Source organism: Microvirga arvi, from assembly GCF_016892765.1.
Classification (GTDB): domain Bacteria; phylum Pseudomonadota; class Alphaproteobacteria; order Rhizobiales; family Beijerinckiaceae; genus Microvirga; species Microvirga arvi.
Window position 1 is genome coordinate 25,322 of record NZ_JAFEMD010000025.1, and the last position, 18,308, is coordinate 43,629.

Genomic DNA, 18,308 nt, shown 5'->3' on the forward strand with positions numbered 1-18,308 from the left:
CCCCAATTCACCATCACGACAAGGCACCATGACCAAGATCGTTCATTGCATCCGCCACGGCCAATCCACCTTCAACGCGCATTGGCTCGAGCACGGCGAGGATCCGGGGCATTTCGATGCGCCCCTGACGGAGCTTGGCCAGCGCCAGGTGGCGGAGCGGGCGCCGGAGCTGCGCCAGTATTCCTATGAACTTGTCGTGACCTCGCCGCTCACCCGTGCCATCCAGACCACCATGGGGCTGTTCGGCGATCATCCGGCCTCTCCCCTGATCCTGGTGGAATGCCTGCACCGCGAGCACCTGGAGAGCAGCTGCGACGTGGGCCGCGCCGTCTCCCACCTGGCCCAGGACTTTCCCCATTTTCACTTCGGCCATCTGGACGAGGTCTGGTGGCACAATGAGGGCGAGGTGAACGAGCGCGGCTTCGCCTACGAGCCGGCCCACGTGTTCGAGGAGCGGGTCGAGCGGTTCCGCAATTGGCTCGCCGAGCGCCCGGAGACCATGATCGCCGTGGTTGGCCACGGGACCTTCTTCAGCAGGCTCACCGGCCGGTTCCTCGCCAACTGCGAGGTCGCCACCCTGGAGCTTTAAGCGCCACCCCTCACCGGCACCCGGTTTTTCCCGGCGAAACAGGGCCCGGCTCGCCTTGCGCCTGCGAAAAACCCATGCTAGTGCACCGTCGCCTGACGGGCGGACAAGGCTCCCGCTCCGGGCTCATTTCCACACCTGACGGGTTTCCCGAGGGCCGCACAGCCGGCTTTCCCGGTCCGAGGCCCGTTATGACACGAGAGAGATGGTTACGTGGCGCAAAGCGGTTCCCAAGAAGGACCCCTCCTGTCGGGCGTAGCATTGCGCTATGCCTCGGCACTGTTCGAGCTCGCTCGGGAAGCGAATGCGGTGGACGCCGTTGCCGGCGACCTGTCCCGCTTCGACCAGATGATCCGGGGCAGCGAAGACCTGCAGCGCCTGATCCGAAACCCCATTTTCACGGCTGAAGAGCAGTCGAACGCGATCGGGGCCATTCTCGATAAGGCCGGCATTTCGGGTCTCGCGGGCAATTTCATCCGCCTCGTGGCCGCCAAGCGCCGGCTCTTCGCGCTGCCTGACATGATCCGCGCCTATCAGGACCTCGTATCCGATGCGAAGGGTATCGTCCGAGCACAGGTCACCCTGGCGGAGGCGCCCTCCGACACCGTTCTCAACGAAATCAAGGCGGCGCTGCGCGACGTCGCCAAGGCTGACGTCTCCGTCGACGTCAAAATCGACCCGAGCCTCATCGGCGGCCTCATCGTGAAGATGGGTTCCCGCATGGTGGATGCCTCGGTGCGCACCAAACTCAATTCCATTCGTCTAGCGATGAAAGAGGTCCGCTGATGGACATTCGAGCCGCTGAGATCTCCGCGATCCTCAAAGAGCAGATCAAGAACTTCGGCACTGAGGCTGAAGTCACCGAAGTCGGGCAGGTTCTGTCCGTCGGCGACGGTATCGCCCGTTGCTACGGCCTCGACAATGTCCAGGCCGGTGAGATGGTGCAGTTCGAGTCGGGCGTGCAGGGCATGGCCCTCAACCTCGAGACCGACAATGTCGGCATCGTGGTGTTCGGCTCCGACCGCGAGATCGCCGAAGGCCAGACCGTAAAGCGCACCGGCGCCATCGTGGACGTGCCGGTCGGCAAGGGTCTGCTCGGCCGCGTCGTCGACGCGCTCGGCAATCCCATCGACGGCAAGGGTCCGATCGTGGCCACCGAGCGCCGCCGCGTGGACGTGAAGGCTCCCGGCATTATTCCGCGCAAGTCGGTGCACGAGCCGATGGCGACGGGCCTCAAGTCCATCGACGCCCTCATCCCGGTCGGCCGCGGCCAGCGTGAGCTGATCATCGGCGATCGCCAGACCGGCAAGACCGCCATCGCCCTCGACACGATCCTCAACCAGAAGCCGCTGAACCAAGGCGACGACGAGAGCCAGAAGCTCTATTGCGTCTATGTCGCCATCGGCCAGAAGCGCTCCACGGTTGCCCAGTTCGTGAAGGTTCTCGAAGAGAATGGCGCGCTGGAATATTCCATCATCGTCGCGGCCACCGCCTCCGATCCGGCCCCGATGCAGTTCCTGGCGCCCTTCGCCGGCTGCGCCATGGGCGAGTTCTTCCGCGACAACGGCATGCATGCCGTGATCACCTATGACGATCTGTCCAAGCAGGCCGTCGCCTACCGCCAGATGTCCCTGCTGCTCCGCCGCCCTCCGGGCCGCGAGGCTTATCCGGGCGACGTGTTCTACCTGCACTCCCGCCTGCTCGAGCGCGCCGCGAAGCTCAACGAGGACAACGGCTCGGGCTCGCTTACCGCTCTGCCGGTCATCGAGACGCAGGCCAACGACGTGTCGGCCTACATTCCGACCAACGTGATTTCGATCACCGACGGCCAGATCTTCCTCGAGACGGACCTGTTCTACCAGGGCATCCGCCCGGCGGTGAACGTCGGCCTCTCGGTGTCTCGGGTGGGCTCCTCGGCCCAGACGAAGGCGATGAAGAAGGTCGCGGGCAAGATCAAGGGCGAGCTGGCGCAGTACCGCGAGATGGCGGCCTTCGCCCAGTTCGGCTCCGACCTCGACGCCACGACCCAGCGCCTGCTGAACCGCGGTTCGCGCCTCACCGAGCTCCTGAAGCAGCCGCAATTCTCGCCGCTGAAGATGGAAGAGCAGGTCGCCGTGATCTACGCCGGCGTGAACGGCTACCTCGACAACCTGCCCATCAACCGGGTGCGCGCGTTCGAGGATGGCCTGCTCTCGCTCCTGCGCGGCAAGCACGCCGATATCCTTGGGGCCGTCCGCGCTTCAAAGGACCTTGCAAGCGACACGGAAGCGAAGCTGAAGGACGTCGTCCAAAACTTCGCCAAGTCGTTCTCGTAAGACTTGGTCGTTCTCGTAAGATCCAGCCGGGTTTCCGGAGAGGGTAGGGCCGCTCGATGCCGAGCTTAAAAGACCTTCGTAACCGCATCGCCTCGGTCAAGGCGACGCAGAAGATCACCAAGGCCATGCAGATGGTGGCCGCCGCGAAGCTGCGCCGCGCGCAGACCGCGGCGGAAGCCGCGCGCCCCTATGCGGAGCGCATGGCCGTGGTGCTCGGCAACCTCGCGTCCGGCATTACCGTCGGACCCGAGACGCCGCGACTGCTCGCCGGCACCGGTTCCGACCGCGTTCACCTGCTGATCGTCTGCACCGCAGAGCGTGGTCTCTGCGGCGCGTTCAACTCGTCGATCGCGCGTCTCGCCCGCGACCATGCCAACCGCCTGATGGCGGAGGGCAAGACGGTCAAGATCATCTGCGTCGGCAAGAAGGGCTACGACATCCTGCGTCGCCAGTTCGCCGAGCAGATCATCGAGCTTATCGACCTGCGCTCCGTGCGCCAGCTCGGCTTCGAGCAGGGCGACATGATCGCCCAGAAGGTGCTTGCCCGCTATGAGGCCGGTGAGTTCGACGTGGCGACCTTGTTCTACTCGCGCTTCCGCTCGGTGATCGCCCAGATCCCGACGGCGCAGCAGATCATCCCGACCCAGATCGAAGCCAGCACCGGCGCGAACGACGCGGTCTACGATTACGAGCCCGACGAAGGCGAGATCCTGGAGACGCTCCTGCCGCGGAACCTGACCGTGCAGATCTTCCGGGCGCTGCTCGAGAACGCTGCCTCCGAACAGGGCGCCCGCATGAGCGCCATGGACAATGCGACCCGCAACGCGGGCGAAATGATCAAGAAGCAGACGATGACCTACAACCGGTCGCGTCAGGCGATGATCACCAAGGAACTGATCGAAATCATCTCGGGCGCCGAGGCGCTCTGACGACATCCGAGAGGAGCCACCAATGGCCAACACTGCCACTACCCCCGGCATTGCAACCGGACACATCACCCAGGTCATCGGCGCCGTCGTCGACGTGCAGTTCGAAGGCCACCTGCCGGAGATCCTGAACGCTCTCGAGACCACCAACGGCGGCAACCGCCTCGTGCTCGAAGTGGCCCAGCAGCTCGGTGAAAGCACCGTGCGCTGCATCGCTATGGACACGTCCGAGGGTCTCGTGCGCGGCCAGCCGGTCACCGACACCGGCGCACCGATCTCGGTGCCGGTCGGCGCCGGAACGCTCGGCCGCATCATGAACGTCATCGGCGAGCCGGTGGACGAAGCCGGCCCGATCCCGTCGGAAGGCATCCGCGCCATCCACCAGCCCGCTCCGTCCTATGCCGAGCAGGCCACCGAGGCTCAGATCCTCGTCACCGGCATCAAGGTCGTCGACCTGCTCGCTCCCTACGCCAAGGGCGGCAAGATCGGCCTGTTCGGCGGCGCCGGCGTCGGCAAGACCGTGCTCATCATGGAGCTCATCAACAACGTCGCGAAGGCGCACGGCGGTTACTCCGTGTTCGCCGGCGTCGGTGAGCGCACCCGCGAGGGCAACGATCTCTATCACGAGATGATCGAGTCGGGCGTGAACAAGCATGGCGGCGGCGAAGGCTCTAAGTGCGCGCTCGTCTACGGCCAGATGAACGAGCCCCCGGGTGCCCGTGCCCGCGTCGCGCTGACCGGCCTGACGGTCGCCGAAAACTTCCGCGACCAGGGCCAGGACGTCCTGTTCTTCGTGGACAACATCTTCCGCTTCACCCAGGCCGGCTCCGAAGTGTCGGCGCTTCTCGGCCGTATTCCTTCGGCGGTGGGCTACCAGCCAACGTTGGCGACCGACATGGGCATGCTGCAGGAGCGCATCACCACGACCAACAAGGGTTCGATCACCTCGGTGCAGGCCATCTACGTGCCCGCCGACGATCTCACCGATCCTGCTCCGGCCGCTTCCTTCGCCCACCTCGACGCCACGACCGTGCTGTCGCGCTCGATCGCCGAGAAGGGCATCTACCCGGCGGTGGACCCGCTCGACTCGACCTCGCGCATGCTCTCCGCCGCGATCCTCGGCGAGGAGCACTACAACGTGGCGCGCTCCGTCCAGCAGATCCTGCAGCGCTACAAGTCGCTTCAGGACATCATCGCGATCCTGGGCATGGACGAGCTGTCGGAAGAGGACAAGCTGACGGTGGCTCGCGCCCGCAAGATCGAGCGCTTCCTGTCGCAGCCCTTCTTCGTGGCCGAAGTGTTCACCGGCTCGCCCGGCAAGCTCGTCGCGCTCGAAGACACCATCAAGGGCTTCAAGGGTCTCGTCGACGGCCAGTACGATCACCTGCCCGAGGCTGCCTTCTACATGGTCGGCAGCATCGAAGAGGCGATCGAGAAGGCCCAGCGCCTTGCAGCCGAAGCGGCTTAATCAAGTTAAGCGTTATCCCGGAGTCGTGCTCGCACGCTCCGGGATCACTTTGCCCAAGCGTATCTCCCAAACGATTCCCGACCGCCTCCGGCCACCGGGATGACGAGGAGCTGAAATGGCTACCTTCACATTCGAACTCGTCTCTCCCGAGCGTGTGCTGTTTTCCGGCGATGTCGACGCGGTCGTGCTGCCGGCCACCGAAGGCGACATGACGATCCTGGCCGGCCACTCGCCGGTGATGACCGCGCTCAAGACAGGGTTTCTCGTCATCACCAGCACACCCGGCAACGGCCGGCGAGTCCTGGTGCGCGGCGGCTTTGCCGACGTGAACCAGAACGGCCTCACCGTGCTCGCCGAGCGCGCGTTGCCTGAGGAGGAGCTGACTCAGGAGATCCTCGACCACGAGATCCTGACGGCTGAGATGCACTACGATGCCACCAATGACCCTGCCGCCAAGCATGCGGCGGAATCGGCGGTCGCGCAATTGCGCGAAGCCAAGGCGGCGCTGAACTACTGATCGGAAGCAACCCGGCCCCGAGCCGGGTTTTTCTTTTCATGGATCCTGCCGCACCGCTTATCCTCACGCTTCAGCTCGACGAGCGCTCCTCCGCCTTCTTCGACAGTCAGAGACGGCGCTATTTTCCGCCTGAGCGGAACTTCATCCCCGCCCATCTGACGCTGTTCCACCATCTGCCGGGCGAGCATCTCGCTTCGATCCAGCACGACATCGAAGCCTGTGCCTCGGGTCAGCAGCCTTTTCCTCTCGACGTGACAGGCCTGCGCTCCCTGGGGCGCGGCGTGGCCTATGCGCTTGCGTCCCCTGAACTCGAAGACCTGCGCCGTCACTTCGCACTTCAATGGAACGACTGGCTCAAGCCTCAGGATCGGCAGAAGCATCAGCCGCATGTGACGGTGCAGAACAAGGTCGATCCGACGCAGGCCAGGGCTTTGCTGGAGGATCTGAGTGATGGCTTTCGATCGTTTGAGATCGTGGGCGTGGGGCTGGACCTGTGGTGGTACCGCGGCGGGCCGTGGGAGAAGGTGCAGACGTTTACACTAGGCGCGTCTTCTCCCCTCTCCCGTGTGGGAGAGGGGCAGGGGTGAGGGCGGGCGATTCCAGAATAAGGCGCCATCCCTCTCCGCCTTCAAAGGCGATATCTGCAGAACCATGTCCGGTAAAGGCCTTCCCTCACCCCAACCCTCTCCCACACGGGAGAGGGAGTTACCACTGCCTCACTCCCCCATCGCGATCAGATTCGCATTGCCGCCTGCCGCTGCCGTGTTGATTGTCACCGTCTGCTCGGTGGCGAAGCGCAGGAGGTAATGCGGACCACCGGCCTTCGGGCCCGTGCCGGACAGGCCATGGCCGCCGAAGGGCTGAACGCCCACCACGGCGCCGATCATGTTGCGGTTCACATAGACGTTGCCCACCGACAGAGCCTCGACCACACGTTCTACCGTCGCATCGATGCGCGAATGAACGCCGAGCGTCAGGCCATAGCCCGTGCCCTCGATCGCCTGCAGCACCTCTTCAAGGCGACCGGCCTTGTAGCGCACCACGTGGAGCACGGGGCCGAAGACTTCCTGCGCGAGATCGTGCGGCTTGTTGAGCTCGAAGATATGCGGCGCCACATAGGTGCCGGCGGTCGGCGCCTCCCCGGCATAGTGCACCTTGGCCTGGCGCTTCATCGCCGCGATATGCGCATCCAGCTTGTCCTTGGCCTCGCGGTCGATCACCGGACCCACATGGGTCGAGATCTCGCGCGGATCGGCGATCTTCAGCTCGCGCGCATTGCCGGCGATCATCTCGATCATGCGATCGGCCACGTCCTCCTGCACGCAGAGCAGACGCAGGGCCGAGCAGCGCTGTCCTGCCGAACGGAAGGCCGAGGTCACCACATCGTCGGCCACCTGCTCGGGTAGCGCTGTCGCGTCGACGATCATCGCGTTGATCCCGCCGGTCTCAGCGATCAGCGGCACGATGGCCGCATCCTTGCTGGCCAGCGTCCGGTTGATGATGCGCGCCACCTCCGTGGAACCGGTGAAGACCACGCCGGCCACATCCCTGTGCTCCACGAGGCGCGCACCGACACGCCCATCGCCCGGCACGAGATGAAGCGCCGTTTTCGGCACTCCAGCTTCATGCAGGATACGCACGGCAAGGTAGGCGATCAGCGGCGTCTGCTCGGCGGGCTTGGCCACGACCGAATTGCCAGCCATCAATGCCGCACTGACCTGGCCGAGGAAGATGGCAAGCGGGAAGTTCCAGGGCGAGATCGCCACGAACACGCCGCGCCCGCGCAGGCGCAGCACATTGCTCTCACCGGTGGGTCCCGGCATAAGGTCGCCATCGCCGAAGAGGGTGCGGCCCTGCACCGCGTAGTAGCGCAGGAAGTCGACCGCTTCGCGCACTTCCGAGAGCGCGTCGTCGAGGGTCTTGCCGGCTTCCACCTGCATCAGATGCAGGAGCGCTCCGCGCCGCTCCTCCAGGAGATTGGCAGCACGTTGCAGGGCTTTCGCGCGGGCGTCGGCTTCCGTGCGGCTCCATCCCGCAAAGCCCGCGCGGGCGGCCGCCATGGCGCGGTCCGCAACTTCGGGGGAGGCCTCCGTCACCTGGCCCGCAACGGTGCTGCCGTCGATGGGGCTGACGAGCGGACGCGACGTGCCGGAGGCCGCCTTGCCGTCGATCAGCGGCCCGGCCTTGTAGCTCTGCTGCGCGCTCTTCCCGATCTCGGCGAGAAGCGCCTCGAGCGAAACCTGATGACCGAACTCCACACCGCGTGAATTCGCGCGCTCCGGACCATAGAGGTCACGCGGAAGCGGGAGCTTAGGATGACGCGCCTTGTCGGCTGAGACGATGATGTCGGACGGACGCTTCAGCAGGGCCTCGACAGGCACGTTCGGATCCGCTGCCACGGAAACGAAGGAGGAGTTCGCTCCATTCTCCAGAAGCCGGCGGACGAGATAGGCCAAAAGATCGCGGTGGCCGCCGACCGGCGCATAGGCGCGGCAGGCGAGACCCGGCTTGTCCTCCAGGAGGCGCGCATAAAGCGCCTCGCCCATGCCGTGCAGGCGCTGGAACTCGTAGCCTTCCGTGCCGCCGGCGCGCTCGATGATGGAGGCGACGGTGAGCGCGTTGTGCGTAGCAAACTGCGGATAGATGCGCGGGCGCAAGGACAGCATTCTTTCGGCGCAGGCCATGTAGTGCAGATCCGTCATCGCCTTGCGGGTGAAGACCGGGTAGTCGTCGAGCCCACGCTCCTGGGCGCGCTTCACCTCCGTGTCCCAATAGGCGCCCTTCACGAGGCGCACCATCAGCTGGCGGTCGTAACGCTCGGCCATAGCCGCGATGGCATCGATCACCGAGCCGGCGCGCTTCTGGTAGGACTGGATGGCAAGCCCAAAACCTTTCCAGTCGGCCAGCGACGGATCGGCGAGCACGGCCTCGATCACCTCGAGCGAGAGTTCGAGCCGGTCGGCCTCCTCCGCATCGACGGTGAAGTTGAGATCGTAGGATTTGGCTTGTCGAGCGAGTTCGATCACGAGGGGCACGAGTTCGCGCATCACCCGCTCACGGCTCGTGGCCTCGTAGCGCGGATGCAGGGCCGAGAGCTTCACTGAGATGCCGGGGCGATTCGGCAGCGGCTCGTTGCCGGCGGAGCGGCCGATGGCGTCGATGGCGGAGGCATAAGACTCGAAATAGCGGCGCGCATCCTCCGCCGTGCGGGCGCCTTCGCCCAGCATGTCGAAGGAGTAGCGATAGACCCGACCTTTCGAGGTACCAGCGCGCTTCAAGGCCTCCTCGATGGTCTGGCCGAGCACGAAGTGGTTGCCCATCACCCGCATGGCCTGGCGAGTGGCCGTGCGCACGGCGGGAAGGCCGAGGCGCTTGGTGAGCTGGCCCAGAATGCTCTCTGGCGTCTCGCCCGGCTGGATGACACGAGCCGTGATGCCGAGCGCCCAGGCCGAGGCCGAAACGAGAAAAGCATCGGACTTCGACTCATGGCCGGCGAAATCAGCCTGCCCCAGCTTGTCTTCGATGAGCCGGTCGGAAGTGGCTGCGTCCGGCACGCGAAGTAGGGCCTCGGCCAGCACCATGAGGGCCAGCCCCTCCTTGGTGGACAGCGCATATTCCCGCAGCATTTCCTCGACGCCACCAAGCCCGCCCCCCTTGGCGCGGATCGCTTCGATCAGGCGCGTGGCCTGCGCATCCACGCGCTTCTCCCGCTCCGGTGAGAGGCGGGAGTTGGCGAGAAGCCGGGCCGCGATGGCCTTGTCGTCTTCCGCGAAGGGAGGGTTGAAGGGCAGGGCGGTGCCGGGCGCAGGGTGCATCGGAAATCCTCTGGATGTTTCCGGAAATATAAGAAGGAGCATGCCGCGGTTCGATGGCAAAATTCGCGAACTTCCCTTAAAAAGAACGGTAACTTAGGCAAGAGGCCGTGAAAATGACGGATTTGGACCGGATCGATCGCAAGATCCTCAAGGCGCTCCAGGCCGATGGCCGCATTGCTACGGTGGAGCTTGCGGAGAAGGTGGGTCTGTCGCCGACCTCCACCGGCGAGCGGGTCAAGCGTCTGCAGCGGGAGGGGGTCATCGCCGGCTATGGCGCGAGGCTTGATCCGCACCGGCTCGGGCTTGGGCTTCTGGTTTTCGTGGAGGTCTCCCTCGACAAGACGACCGCGGATGTTTTCGAGAAATTCGCTGCCGCCGTGAAGCGCGCGCCGGAAGTTCTCGAATGCCATATGGTGGCGGGCGGCTTCGATTATCTGGTCAAGACCCGCGTCGCCGACATGGCCGCCTATCGCGGCTTCCTCGGCGAAATCCTCCTCGCCCTGCCGGGCGTGAAGGAGACCCGCACCTACGCCGTGATGGAGGAGGTGAAAAGTGACGGGATGTTGCCGGTTTGACATCCCTCACGTCATGGCCGGGCCTGTCCCGGCCATTCCGATAAGAAGGGCATACACCTTTCTGAACGAGATCACCGGCACAAGGCCGGTGATGACGTAGAGGTGATTTACCCGGTCACGGTCTCTTCCTCGTCCTTCGTCTTCCAGAGCGAATAGACGACGCCACCCGCGATCAGGGCGAGAGTCACGGAGAGCGAGATGGTGGGATCGAGCTTGCCCACGAGCTGGTTCCAGAAGATCTTGCCGCCGATGAACACGAGCACCAGCGCCAAAGCGTATTTCAGGTAGTGGAACCTGTGCACCATGGCGGCCAGCGCGAAGTAGAGCGCGCGCAGGCCCAGGATCGCCATGATGTTGGCCGTGTAGACCACAAACGTGTCCGTGGTGATGGCGAAGATCGCCGGCACCGAGTCGACCGCGAAGATCAGGTCCGCGACATTGATCACCAAGAGGGCCAGGAAGAGCGGTGTCGCCCAGGTGACGATCCTGCCCGTCTTCGGATCGGGCTCGCGCACAAAGAAGTGTTGATCGTGAAGGCGGTTCGTCACCCGCATATGTTTGCGCAGGAAGCGGACGAGCGGGTTCTTCTCGATGTCGGGATCGCTCTCGGGCACGAACAGCATCTTGATGCCCGTCGCAATGAGGAACGCGCCGAAGAGATAGAGCATCCAGGCGTATTCCTGCACCAGTGCAGCGCCCACCGCGATCATGATGCCGCGCAGAATGATGACGCCGATGATGCCCCACACAAGGGCGCGGTACTGGTACTTTCGGGGAATCGCGAAATAGCTGAAGATCAGCGAGATCACGAAGACGTTGTCGATCGACAGGGACTTCTCGATGAAGAAGCCCGTGAAGTAGGCGATGCCCGCATGGGTTCCGTCCTCGGTCACCAGGAGACCGGTTTCGAACGACCACCAGATATAGGCGCCGAACAGCACCGCGATGCTGATGTAAAAAGCGGACAGGAGGAGACTCTCCTTCACGCCGAGCTCCTTGTCCTTTTTGTTGAGGACGCCGAGATCGAAGGCGAGGAGAAAAACGACAAGGCTCAGGAAAGCCGTCCACATCCAGACGGGCTTCCCCAGCCATTCCAAGAGCAGGAATTCTGGCATAACCGGACCTTTGATTGCTTCTGTTCAAGCATCGGCTCCGACATCACGGACACTTTCTTGTCCGCCAGAGGGGCCCGGTCACCGATGGCCTCAACGTGGGAAGGCCCTTCACGGCCGTCAAGGGGAGGCCTCTTGAGAATTTCTGCTCAATTCTGCGTCAAATGACGGCCGGGGAGGCAGGAATGCCCGGGCAAGAGACTTGACCCCCGATGGCGTTCTGCTTGCATGGTCAGGAAGAGGGCCAGCGGCCGAAAAGGGCGCCATGAGTCTCCAGGGGATAAAAGCAGAGGTGACGGTGATGCTAGTGGATCGTTCGACACAGGTGAGATGGATCAGAGGGATGCTGGCAGGCGCTGCCGTGCTTCTCGGCTCTATTTCCGCCCAGGCCCAGACTCCGGTGCGGTTTTCCCTGGACTGGCGCTGGGAGGGCCCGGCCGCTCCCTTCGCGGTGGCCCTCGACAAGGGTTACTTCAAGGCCGAGGGCCTCGATGTCACGATCGATCCGGCGGCTGGCTCCCGCGAGCCGATCTCCCGGGTCGCTTCGGGCACCTACGACGTGGGCTTCGGCGACGTGAACTCCCTCGTGCGCTTTCGCGACGAAAATCCGGGCACCGACATCAAGGCGGTGATGGTGATCTACGACCGTCCGCCCTTCGCCATCATCGGGCGCAAGAGCCGCGGCATCAGCAAGGAGGTGTCGAGCCTTCAGGGTAAGAAGTTCGGCGCGCCGGCGGCCGATGGCGCCTACGCGCAATGGCCGATCTTCAAGGCCGTGAATAAGATCGACGATTCCACCATGCGGTTCGAGAATGTCGGCTTCCCGGTTCGCGAGCCCATGCTGGCGCAGGGCGAGGTCGATGCAGTCTTCGGCTTCTCCATGTCCTCCTACATCAACCTCAAGTCCCGCGGCGTGCCGGCAGACGACATCGTCGTTCTGTCCATGAGTGATTACGGCGTCGATCTCTATGGCAACACGATCATCGTCTCGCAGAAATTCGCACAGGAGAAGCCGGAGGCCGTGAAGGGCCTTCTGCGTGCGATCATGAAGGGCGTGCAGGACACGGTGAAGGACCCATCGGGTGCGGTCGATTCGGTCATCAAACGCAATGACGTCGCCAAGAAGGACGTGGAGCTCGAGCGCCTCAAGATGGTGCTGGAGCAGAACATGATCACGCCCTGGGTGAAGGCGAACGGCTTCGGCGGCATCGACAAGGACCGCTTCACCAAGGCCCTCGACCAGATCGGCCTGACCTTCACCTACAAGGCCAAGCCGAACGTTGAGGCCGTCTTTACGGAAGAGTTCCTCCCCGCCGCCGACCAGCGCAAGGTGAACTGAGAGTTTTACGCTCATTCTATTACCCTCCCCTTGAGGGGGAGGGTCGTGAGCATCGCGAGCGGGGTGGGGTGAGTAGCGCCAACATCGAAGGACGTCGCGTTGCCACCCCACCTCGGCTCTTCGAGCCGATCCTCCCCCTCAAGGGGAGGATGTAATCACGGAGCGGCCCTTGTCTGCTTTTGTCGATATTCACGACGTGACCCACGTCTACGCGCGGGTCGAGGATGGCTTGCCGGCGGTCCAGAACCTCAATCTCAAGGTGAACGAGGGCGAGTTCGCCGCCATCGTCGGCCCCTCGGGCTGCGGCAAGTCCACCCTGATGAAGCTTGCCACCGGATTGCAGTTTCCCCGGGAAGGAACCGTCATCGTCGACGGCAGGGAGGTGGGCGCTCCTGTGAAGCTCGCCGGCATGGCTTTTCAGAACCCGACCATGCTGCCTTGGCGCACCACCCGCGACAACATTCTCCTGCCGCTCGAGATCGTGGAGCCGCACCGCTCCCGGCTGCGGCGGCACAAAGCGGAGTATGTCGCCAAGGCGGAAAGGCTGCTCGCTCAGGTGGGCCTGAAGGGGCAGGGCGACAAGTTCCCATGGCAATTGTCCGGCGGCATGCAGCAGCGGGCTTCCCTCTGCCGTGCGCTCATCCACGAACCCAAGCTCCTGATGCTCGATGAACCCTTCGGTGCGCTCGACAGCTTCACCCGTGAGGAATTGTGGTGCGTGATGCACGATCTGCATGCGGCGCAGAAGGTGACGATCATCCTCGTCACCCATGACCTGCGCGAGGCGGCCTTCCTTTCGGACCGCATCTTCTGCATGAGCGCGCGGCCAGGGCGCATTGTCGCCGAGCGCGAGGTGGAATTCCCAAGGCCTCGCGATATCGAGATCACCTACACGCCGGAATTCTCCAGCCTCGTCCACGAATTGCGCAGCCACATCGCGCAGGCGCGCCAGGCTGCTTGAGGCACGTGATGAAAACCAAGAACAAGCTCGCCCTTGCGCCGTGGGTCTTCACCATCGCCTTTTTCGCCCTGTGGGAGATCTTCTGTCACGTCCTGAAGATTTCGAGCTTCATCCTGCCCGCACCCTCCACGATCCTCTGGGCCGTGTGGGAATACCGCAACCAGCTCGCCTACCATGCCATGCATACCCTCTGGATGACGCTGGCGGGCTTCGGTCTGGCTGTCGGGTTCGGTCTGCTGCTCGGGATGGTGCTCGGTTCGTCACGGCTCATCAATGCGGGCACCTACCCGCTGCTCGTGGGCTTCAACTCGATCCCGAAGGTGGCCGTGGTGCCGATCCTCGTGTTCTGGTTCGGCGTCGGCTGGGTGCCGCCGGTGATGACGGCCTTCCTGATCTCGTTCTTTCCCATCGTGGTGAATGTCGCCACCGGCATTGCGACCGTCGAGCCGGAGATGGAGGACGTGCTGCGCGCGCTCGGCGCGTCCAAACGCGACATCGTGTTCAAGGTCGGCGTGCCGCGCGCGATGCCCTATTTCTTCGGCAGCTTGAAGGTGGCGATCACGCTCGCCTATGTGGGCTCGGTCATCGGCGAGCAGAACGCGTCGAATGTCGGCATCGGCAACCTGCTCACCCGTGCCTCGGCCGCCTTCGAGGTCCCGCTCGTCTGGGCCGCCCTCGTGGTGCTCGCCGTGCTCGGCGTGATCATGTATGCGATTACGGCTTATGCGGAGCGTTCCATGACCGGATGGGCGCAGCGCTCGCAGATGGCGGCTTGAGGTATAATTCTCTCGGAACAGAGCGCGTGTTCCCCTCCCCCTTGCGGGGAGGGGCAGGGGTGGGGGTGGAGCGACCGGGTGAGTAAGAGGACCAGCCAAGCGCCGTAGCAGCCTTCGTACTCTCTGGATAAAATGCAGTGCTCCGACTTTCCTATCCCCACCCTCAGTCCCTCCCCGCAAGGGGGAGGGAAGAACGGCCCGCTTCCTCGCTCTGTGAAAGACCCGCCTACCGCCTCAACGACAGAGGATTGTCGGAGAGTGCCGCTGCATCGGGCTGATCGACGGCCGGCTTTCCGAGAAAAGCGTTCCAGAGCTTCTCCACCGTCTCGCGCTCCAGATCGTCCACGATGAAGACGATGCGGCTTCGCCTGTCTTCGCTGGGCCAGCGCGGCAGCACGGCGGGCACGTGGATCACGTGCTGCACGCCGTGGATGACGACCGGGTGCTCCGGGTCTTCTGCCAGAGCCACGAGGCCTTTCACGCGCAGTAGCTTCGCGCCTTGCGACGAGCGCAGAAGATCGAGGAACATGTCGAGCGTGCCCTGTCGGATCGGCTGGTCGCTCGTGAGGCAGAAGGCGCGAATGCGCTCGTCGTGCCGGTTCACGTCATGGTGATGTCCATGATCGTGGTCGTGCTGGTGGTGTCCGTGCTGATGCGCATGGCTTCGCCTCTCAGCCTCCTCCACCGCTTCCGTCTTCAACCATTCGGCTACGTCGGCGACCTTGCCATCGAGACCGAAGAGGCCGCCGGCAATGACGGCCTCGGCCGGCGCATTCGCGTCCAGAAGCGTTGCGCCGGGATTGAGCTGATGAAGCCTTTCCCGGAGCTCCAGCAGCCTTGCCTCATCGCTCACGAGATCGGTCTTCGTGATGACGAGACGCTCCGCCACCGCCGCCTGCTTCACGGCCTCGCGATGGGCGTCGAGGGTAGCGGCTCCGTTGACGGCATCGACCACCGTCACCACCCCTTCGACCGCATAGCGCATGGAAAGATAGGGATGGTAGAGAACCGCGTGCAGGATCGGCGCCGGATCGGCAAGACCCGTGGTCTCGATGATCACGCGCCGGAACGGCAGGATCCGGCCGTTGTCGCGCTTGCGCAGCAGGTCTTCGAGGGTCGCGATGAGATCGCCGCGCACAGTGCAGCAGAGGCAGCCGGCGGAGAGCAGCACCATGCCTTCGTCAACTTTCTCCACCAGCAGGTGATCGAGGCCGATCTCGCCGAACTCGTTCATGATGACCACACTGTCCTGCAGCGCCGGATCCTTCAGGAGCCGGTTGAGCAGGGTGGTTTTGCCCGATCCCAGGAACCCGGTGAGGATGGTGAGTGGAAGAGGGGCGGGAGGAGTCATCGGGGTGTTTGTCATCTCGTTCAATCCGCAATCGGCACCAGGGGCGCATCCTTCAGGCGGCGCTGCTCCAGCACAACGTTGGCAATGATGGCGCCCAGCACAAGGGCGCCGCCTGCAATCTGCAAGGGAGACAGGACCTCATCCAGGATGAGAGCCGAGGAGATGGCGGCCACCACCGGCTCGGTACAGTAGATGATGCCGGCTGCCACCGCCGTGATGCGCCCGAGCGCCAGGAACTGCAGCACGAAGCCGAAGATGTAGCCGCCGATCGTCAGAGCGACGGCGAAGGGAGCGACGGCCAAAGTGGAGGGAGGGGCGAGCTGGCCGGCCGCCAGGCTGATGAGCGCTGCGGTGGGCAGCACGAGCAGATGGATCCAGAAGGTCTTGGCCATGACGCCGGTCCTGCGGCAGCGCGCGGCCGCGAAGAACTGGATCGCCGTGGCGATGCTCGCGCCGAAAGCCAGGGCGAGGCCCCGCCAGTCGAGGTCGCCGAAGGCCGGGCCCACCACCAAGGCCACGCCGAGAGACGCTATGGCCACGACGCCCAGCAAGGCCGGCGTGAGCTTCGTGCCCTCGACGAAGGGACTCGCGAGCACGATCAGGATCGGAAAGGTGTAGAACACCACCGCCGCCACGGTGACTGGGATGAAGGCGACCGACGAGAGATAGCAGATGCCCACGAAGGCTGTGGCGACGCCGAGCAGCAGCAGGGTGCCGCGCTCCTCCCGCGCCGCTTTGAGCGAACTCCTCGTCGCAGCGGCGACGATGCCCACCAGGACCAGCATCAGGAACACCCGGTAGACGACAATGGCCGACCCGCTCGCGCCGGCGAATGAGGCCATGCGCGCATAGACGATGTTGAAGCCGTAGAGACTTGCCGAGACGAGGGCGAAAAGCAGGCCGCTGGCGGGAGAGGAGCGATTCATGACGGGACTTGGAGGACGAGGCCTGAACCGTTCACCCGGTTAGGCAGGAAATGCAAGGGGCAAGAAAAACGCCCGGTTGATGAGACCGGGCGTTACGGAGAGGCGATTGCCTATTGGATCAGTTCGCGACGGATTTGGGCTTTGCGGCCGCATCAGCCTTCTGCGGAGGCTTGGCCTTGGTGTCCGCGGCGGGCTTTGCTGCCGGCTTTGCAGTGCCTGTCACCGGCTTGACGGTGACGCTGACGCGCGGCTGAGACTTGCCTTTGGCCGCAGCCTTCGCGGGCTCCTTCTCGGTCGCGTTGGCTTCGTCCGATGTCTCGTCATCGGTCTGCTTGGCCACGGCCTTGCCCTTCTTGGGAGCCGCCGCCTTCTTGGTCTTGCGAGCTTGCTCGGCGGCGGCTTCCGCGGCAGCCTGGGCGGCAAGTTCAGCCTCGGACGGCGGATTCAGGCCGATCCAGACACGCTCCGGCTGTACGGCGGCGCGGGGGCCGAGCACGGTGCGGGCCGGCTTCGAAGCGGCATCCCCTGCAAACGCCATCACTTCGGAGGAGAAGAGGTTCGGAATGTTGCTGTCCGTCTCGGCAACGGCCGGGGCGTCCTCTTCCTGCGGCATCGGTCCGCGGCGGTCGCAGATGACGGGACGCATGTCCGGCGGCGTGGCATTGGCTGAGACCGGCAGGGCCGCGAGTTCCGGATTGGTGAAGTTCACTTTGCTGTTGAAGCCGCGGTCGAACAGCTCGGCCGCCTTGATGGTGCGCTCGTTGGCGGAAGGTGCCCCGAGCACGACCGTAACCAGATGGCGACCGTTGCGGGTGGCGCTCGCCACTACATTGAAGCCCGACGAGCAGATGAAGCCGGTCTTCATGCCGTCGGCGCCGGGATAGCGGCCGATGAGCCCATTGGTGTTGCGCATGATGCGGCGGCCGAACTGGACGGCGCCGATGTCGAAAAGGTTCGCGTGGTCCGGGAATTCCCGCAGAAGCGCACGGGCCAGGATCGCCATGTCGCGGGCCGTGGTCTGATTGCGCTCGTCGGGCAGTCCGTGGGGGTTGGCGAACCGGCTGCTGACCATCCCGAGCCTCTGGGCATGGGCATTCATCAGCTCCGCGAAGCCATCAATCGAGCCGCCGATATTCTCCGCAATGGTCGCGGCGATGTCGTTGGCCGACTTGACCATCATGATCTTGAGGGCGTTGTCGAGCCGGATCTCCGTCCCGGGCTTGAAGCCCATCTTGGACGGGGGCAGCGCGGCAGCACCGTCGGACACGATGAGCAGCGTCTCCATGCTCAACTGGCCGGAGCGCACCTTGTCGAGGGCGACATAGGCGGTCATCAGCTTGGTGATGGAAGCAGGAAACCAGGGGTCGGTCGCCCTCTCCGCGTGCAGCACGCGGCCGGATTCGACTTCAACGACAAGAGCAGGGCCGCCGGCGGCCAGGGCCGAACCGCCCATCAGGGCGGCGAGGGCAAAGGCTGTCACGCGGAGGGCTCGGCTAACGTTCATGCGGAACGACTCCTTGGCTTCGTTCGACGATAGGAGAGGATGGATCAAGCCCCGCCTGTCAGCTGGGCTATTTTTAGTCCCAAACCTTGGCCTTGGCTAGGTCGGGCGGTTTGTTGCTTGCTTAAACTCCCCTTCTT

At 64.2% G+C, this 18,308-nt stretch carries 16 protein-coding genes; 11 read left to right on the plus strand and 5 right to left on the minus strand.

The genetic code is table 11. The features are described 5' to 3' along the window. Positions 1–28: 28 nt before the first annotated feature. The 7 genes from ILT44_RS16460 (at position 29) to ILT44_RS16490 (ending at position 6,399) form a co-directional block, all read left to right on the plus strand. On the plus strand, positions 29–589 hold the full coding sequence (locus ILT44_RS16460; protein WP_204240691.1) for a histidine phosphatase family protein: 561 nt from the start codon (positions 29–31) through the stop codon (positions 587–589). A 210-nt stretch (positions 590–799) separates the two neighbouring features. Further along, positions 800–1,372: a F0F1 ATP synthase subunit delta gene (locus ILT44_RS16465; RefSeq protein ID WP_204240692.1), complete on the plus strand. Its 573-nt coding sequence runs from the start codon at positions 800–802 to the stop codon at positions 1,370–1,372. Continuing rightward, positions 1,372–2,901, plus strand: a complete 1,530-nt coding sequence (atpA, locus tag ILT44_RS16470) for a F0F1 ATP synthase subunit alpha (RefSeq protein WP_204240693.1) — start codon at positions 1,372–1,374, stop codon at positions 2,899–2,901. The genes ILT44_RS16465 and atpA overlap by 1 nt, the downstream gene beginning before the upstream one ends. Before the next feature lie 56 nt (positions 2,902–2,957). Then, the gene (locus tag ILT44_RS16475) at positions 2,958–3,830 is read left to right on the plus strand and encodes a F0F1 ATP synthase subunit gamma (RefSeq protein WP_204240694.1); all 873 of its coding nucleotides are present in this window, start codon (positions 2,958–2,960) and stop codon (positions 3,828–3,830) included. 22 nt (positions 3,831–3,852) lie between these two features. Beyond that, entirely contained in the window at positions 3,853–5,295 is a 1,443-nt protein-coding gene (gene atpD, locus ILT44_RS16480) for a F0F1 ATP synthase subunit beta (RefSeq protein ID WP_204240695.1), read from the plus strand. A 115-nt stretch (positions 5,296–5,410) separates the two neighbouring features. Continuing rightward, complete coding sequence (locus ILT44_RS16485; RefSeq protein WP_204240696.1) at positions 5,411–5,812, plus strand: F0F1 ATP synthase subunit epsilon; 402 nt, start codon at positions 5,411–5,413, stop codon at positions 5,810–5,812. A gap of 38 nt (positions 5,813–5,850) precedes the next feature. After that, positions 5,851–6,399: a 2'-5' RNA ligase family protein gene (locus tag ILT44_RS16490; protein ID WP_204240697.1), complete on the plus strand. Its 549-nt coding sequence runs from the start codon at positions 5,851–5,853 to the stop codon at positions 6,397–6,399. Positions 6,400–6,528: 129 nt separating this feature from the next. On the opposite strand, the gene putA is transcribed toward ILT44_RS16490, so the two are convergent. Next, the gene (gene putA, locus ILT44_RS16495; protein ID WP_204240698.1) at positions 6,529–9,627 is read right to left on the minus strand and encodes a bifunctional proline dehydrogenase/L-glutamate gamma-semialdehyde dehydrogenase PutA; all 3,099 of its coding nucleotides are present in this window, start codon (positions 9,625–9,627) and stop codon (positions 6,529–6,531) included. Positions 9,628–9,740: 113 nt separating this feature from the next. On the opposite strand from putA, the gene ILT44_RS16500 reads away from it, so the two are divergent. Next, on the plus strand, positions 9,741–10,202 hold the full coding sequence (locus ILT44_RS16500; protein WP_204240699.1) for an Lrp/AsnC ligand binding domain-containing protein: 462 nt from the start codon (positions 9,741–9,743) through the stop codon (positions 10,200–10,202). Positions 10,203–10,309: 107 nt separating this feature from the next. Here the strand turns inward: ILT44_RS16500 and ILT44_RS16505 are convergent, their stop codons facing one another. Further along, positions 10,310–11,317 carry a TerC family protein gene (locus tag ILT44_RS16505; RefSeq protein ID WP_204240700.1) on the minus strand — a complete coding sequence of 336 codons (1,008 nt, stop codon included), beginning with the start codon at positions 11,315–11,317 and terminating at the stop codon, positions 10,310–10,312. A gap of 340 nt (positions 11,318–11,657) precedes the next feature. On the opposite strand from ILT44_RS16505, the gene ILT44_RS16510 reads away from it, so the two are divergent. The 3 genes from ILT44_RS16510 to ILT44_RS16520 all read left to right on the plus strand — a co-directional run bounded on the left by ILT44_RS16510 (position 11,658) and on the right by ILT44_RS16520 (position 14,390). After that, on the plus strand, positions 11,658–12,653 hold the full coding sequence (locus tag ILT44_RS16510) for an ABC transporter substrate-binding protein (protein WP_204240701.1): 996 nt from the start codon (positions 11,658–11,660) through the stop codon (positions 12,651–12,653). A 169-nt stretch (positions 12,654–12,822) separates the two neighbouring features. After that, positions 12,823–13,614, plus strand: a complete 792-nt coding sequence (locus ILT44_RS16515) for an ABC transporter ATP-binding protein (protein WP_372441173.1) — start codon at positions 12,823–12,825, stop codon at positions 13,612–13,614. Positions 13,615–13,622: 8 nt separating this feature from the next. Beyond that, complete coding sequence (locus ILT44_RS16520; protein ID WP_204240702.1) at positions 13,623–14,390, plus strand: ABC transporter permease; 768 nt, start codon at positions 13,623–13,625, stop codon at positions 14,388–14,390. 226 nt (positions 14,391–14,616) lie between these two features. Here the strand turns inward: ILT44_RS16520 and ILT44_RS16525 are convergent, their stop codons facing one another. The 3 genes from ILT44_RS16525 to ILT44_RS16535 all read right to left on the minus strand — a co-directional run bounded on the left by ILT44_RS16525 (position 14,617) and on the right by ILT44_RS16535 (position 18,171). Next, entirely contained in the window at positions 14,617–15,756 is a 1,140-nt protein-coding gene (locus ILT44_RS16525; protein WP_204240703.1) for a CobW family GTP-binding protein, read from the minus strand. Between the two features lie 5 nt (positions 15,757–15,761). Next, complete coding sequence (locus ILT44_RS16530; RefSeq protein WP_204240704.1) at positions 15,762–16,667, minus strand: DMT family transporter; 906 nt, start codon at positions 16,665–16,667, stop codon at positions 15,762–15,764. Between the two features lie 118 nt (positions 16,668–16,785). Further along, entirely contained in the window at positions 16,786–18,171 is a 1,386-nt protein-coding gene (locus tag ILT44_RS16535) for a D-alanyl-D-alanine carboxypeptidase family protein (RefSeq protein ID WP_204240705.1), read from the minus strand. Between the last annotated feature and the right edge of the window lie 137 nt (positions 18,172–18,308).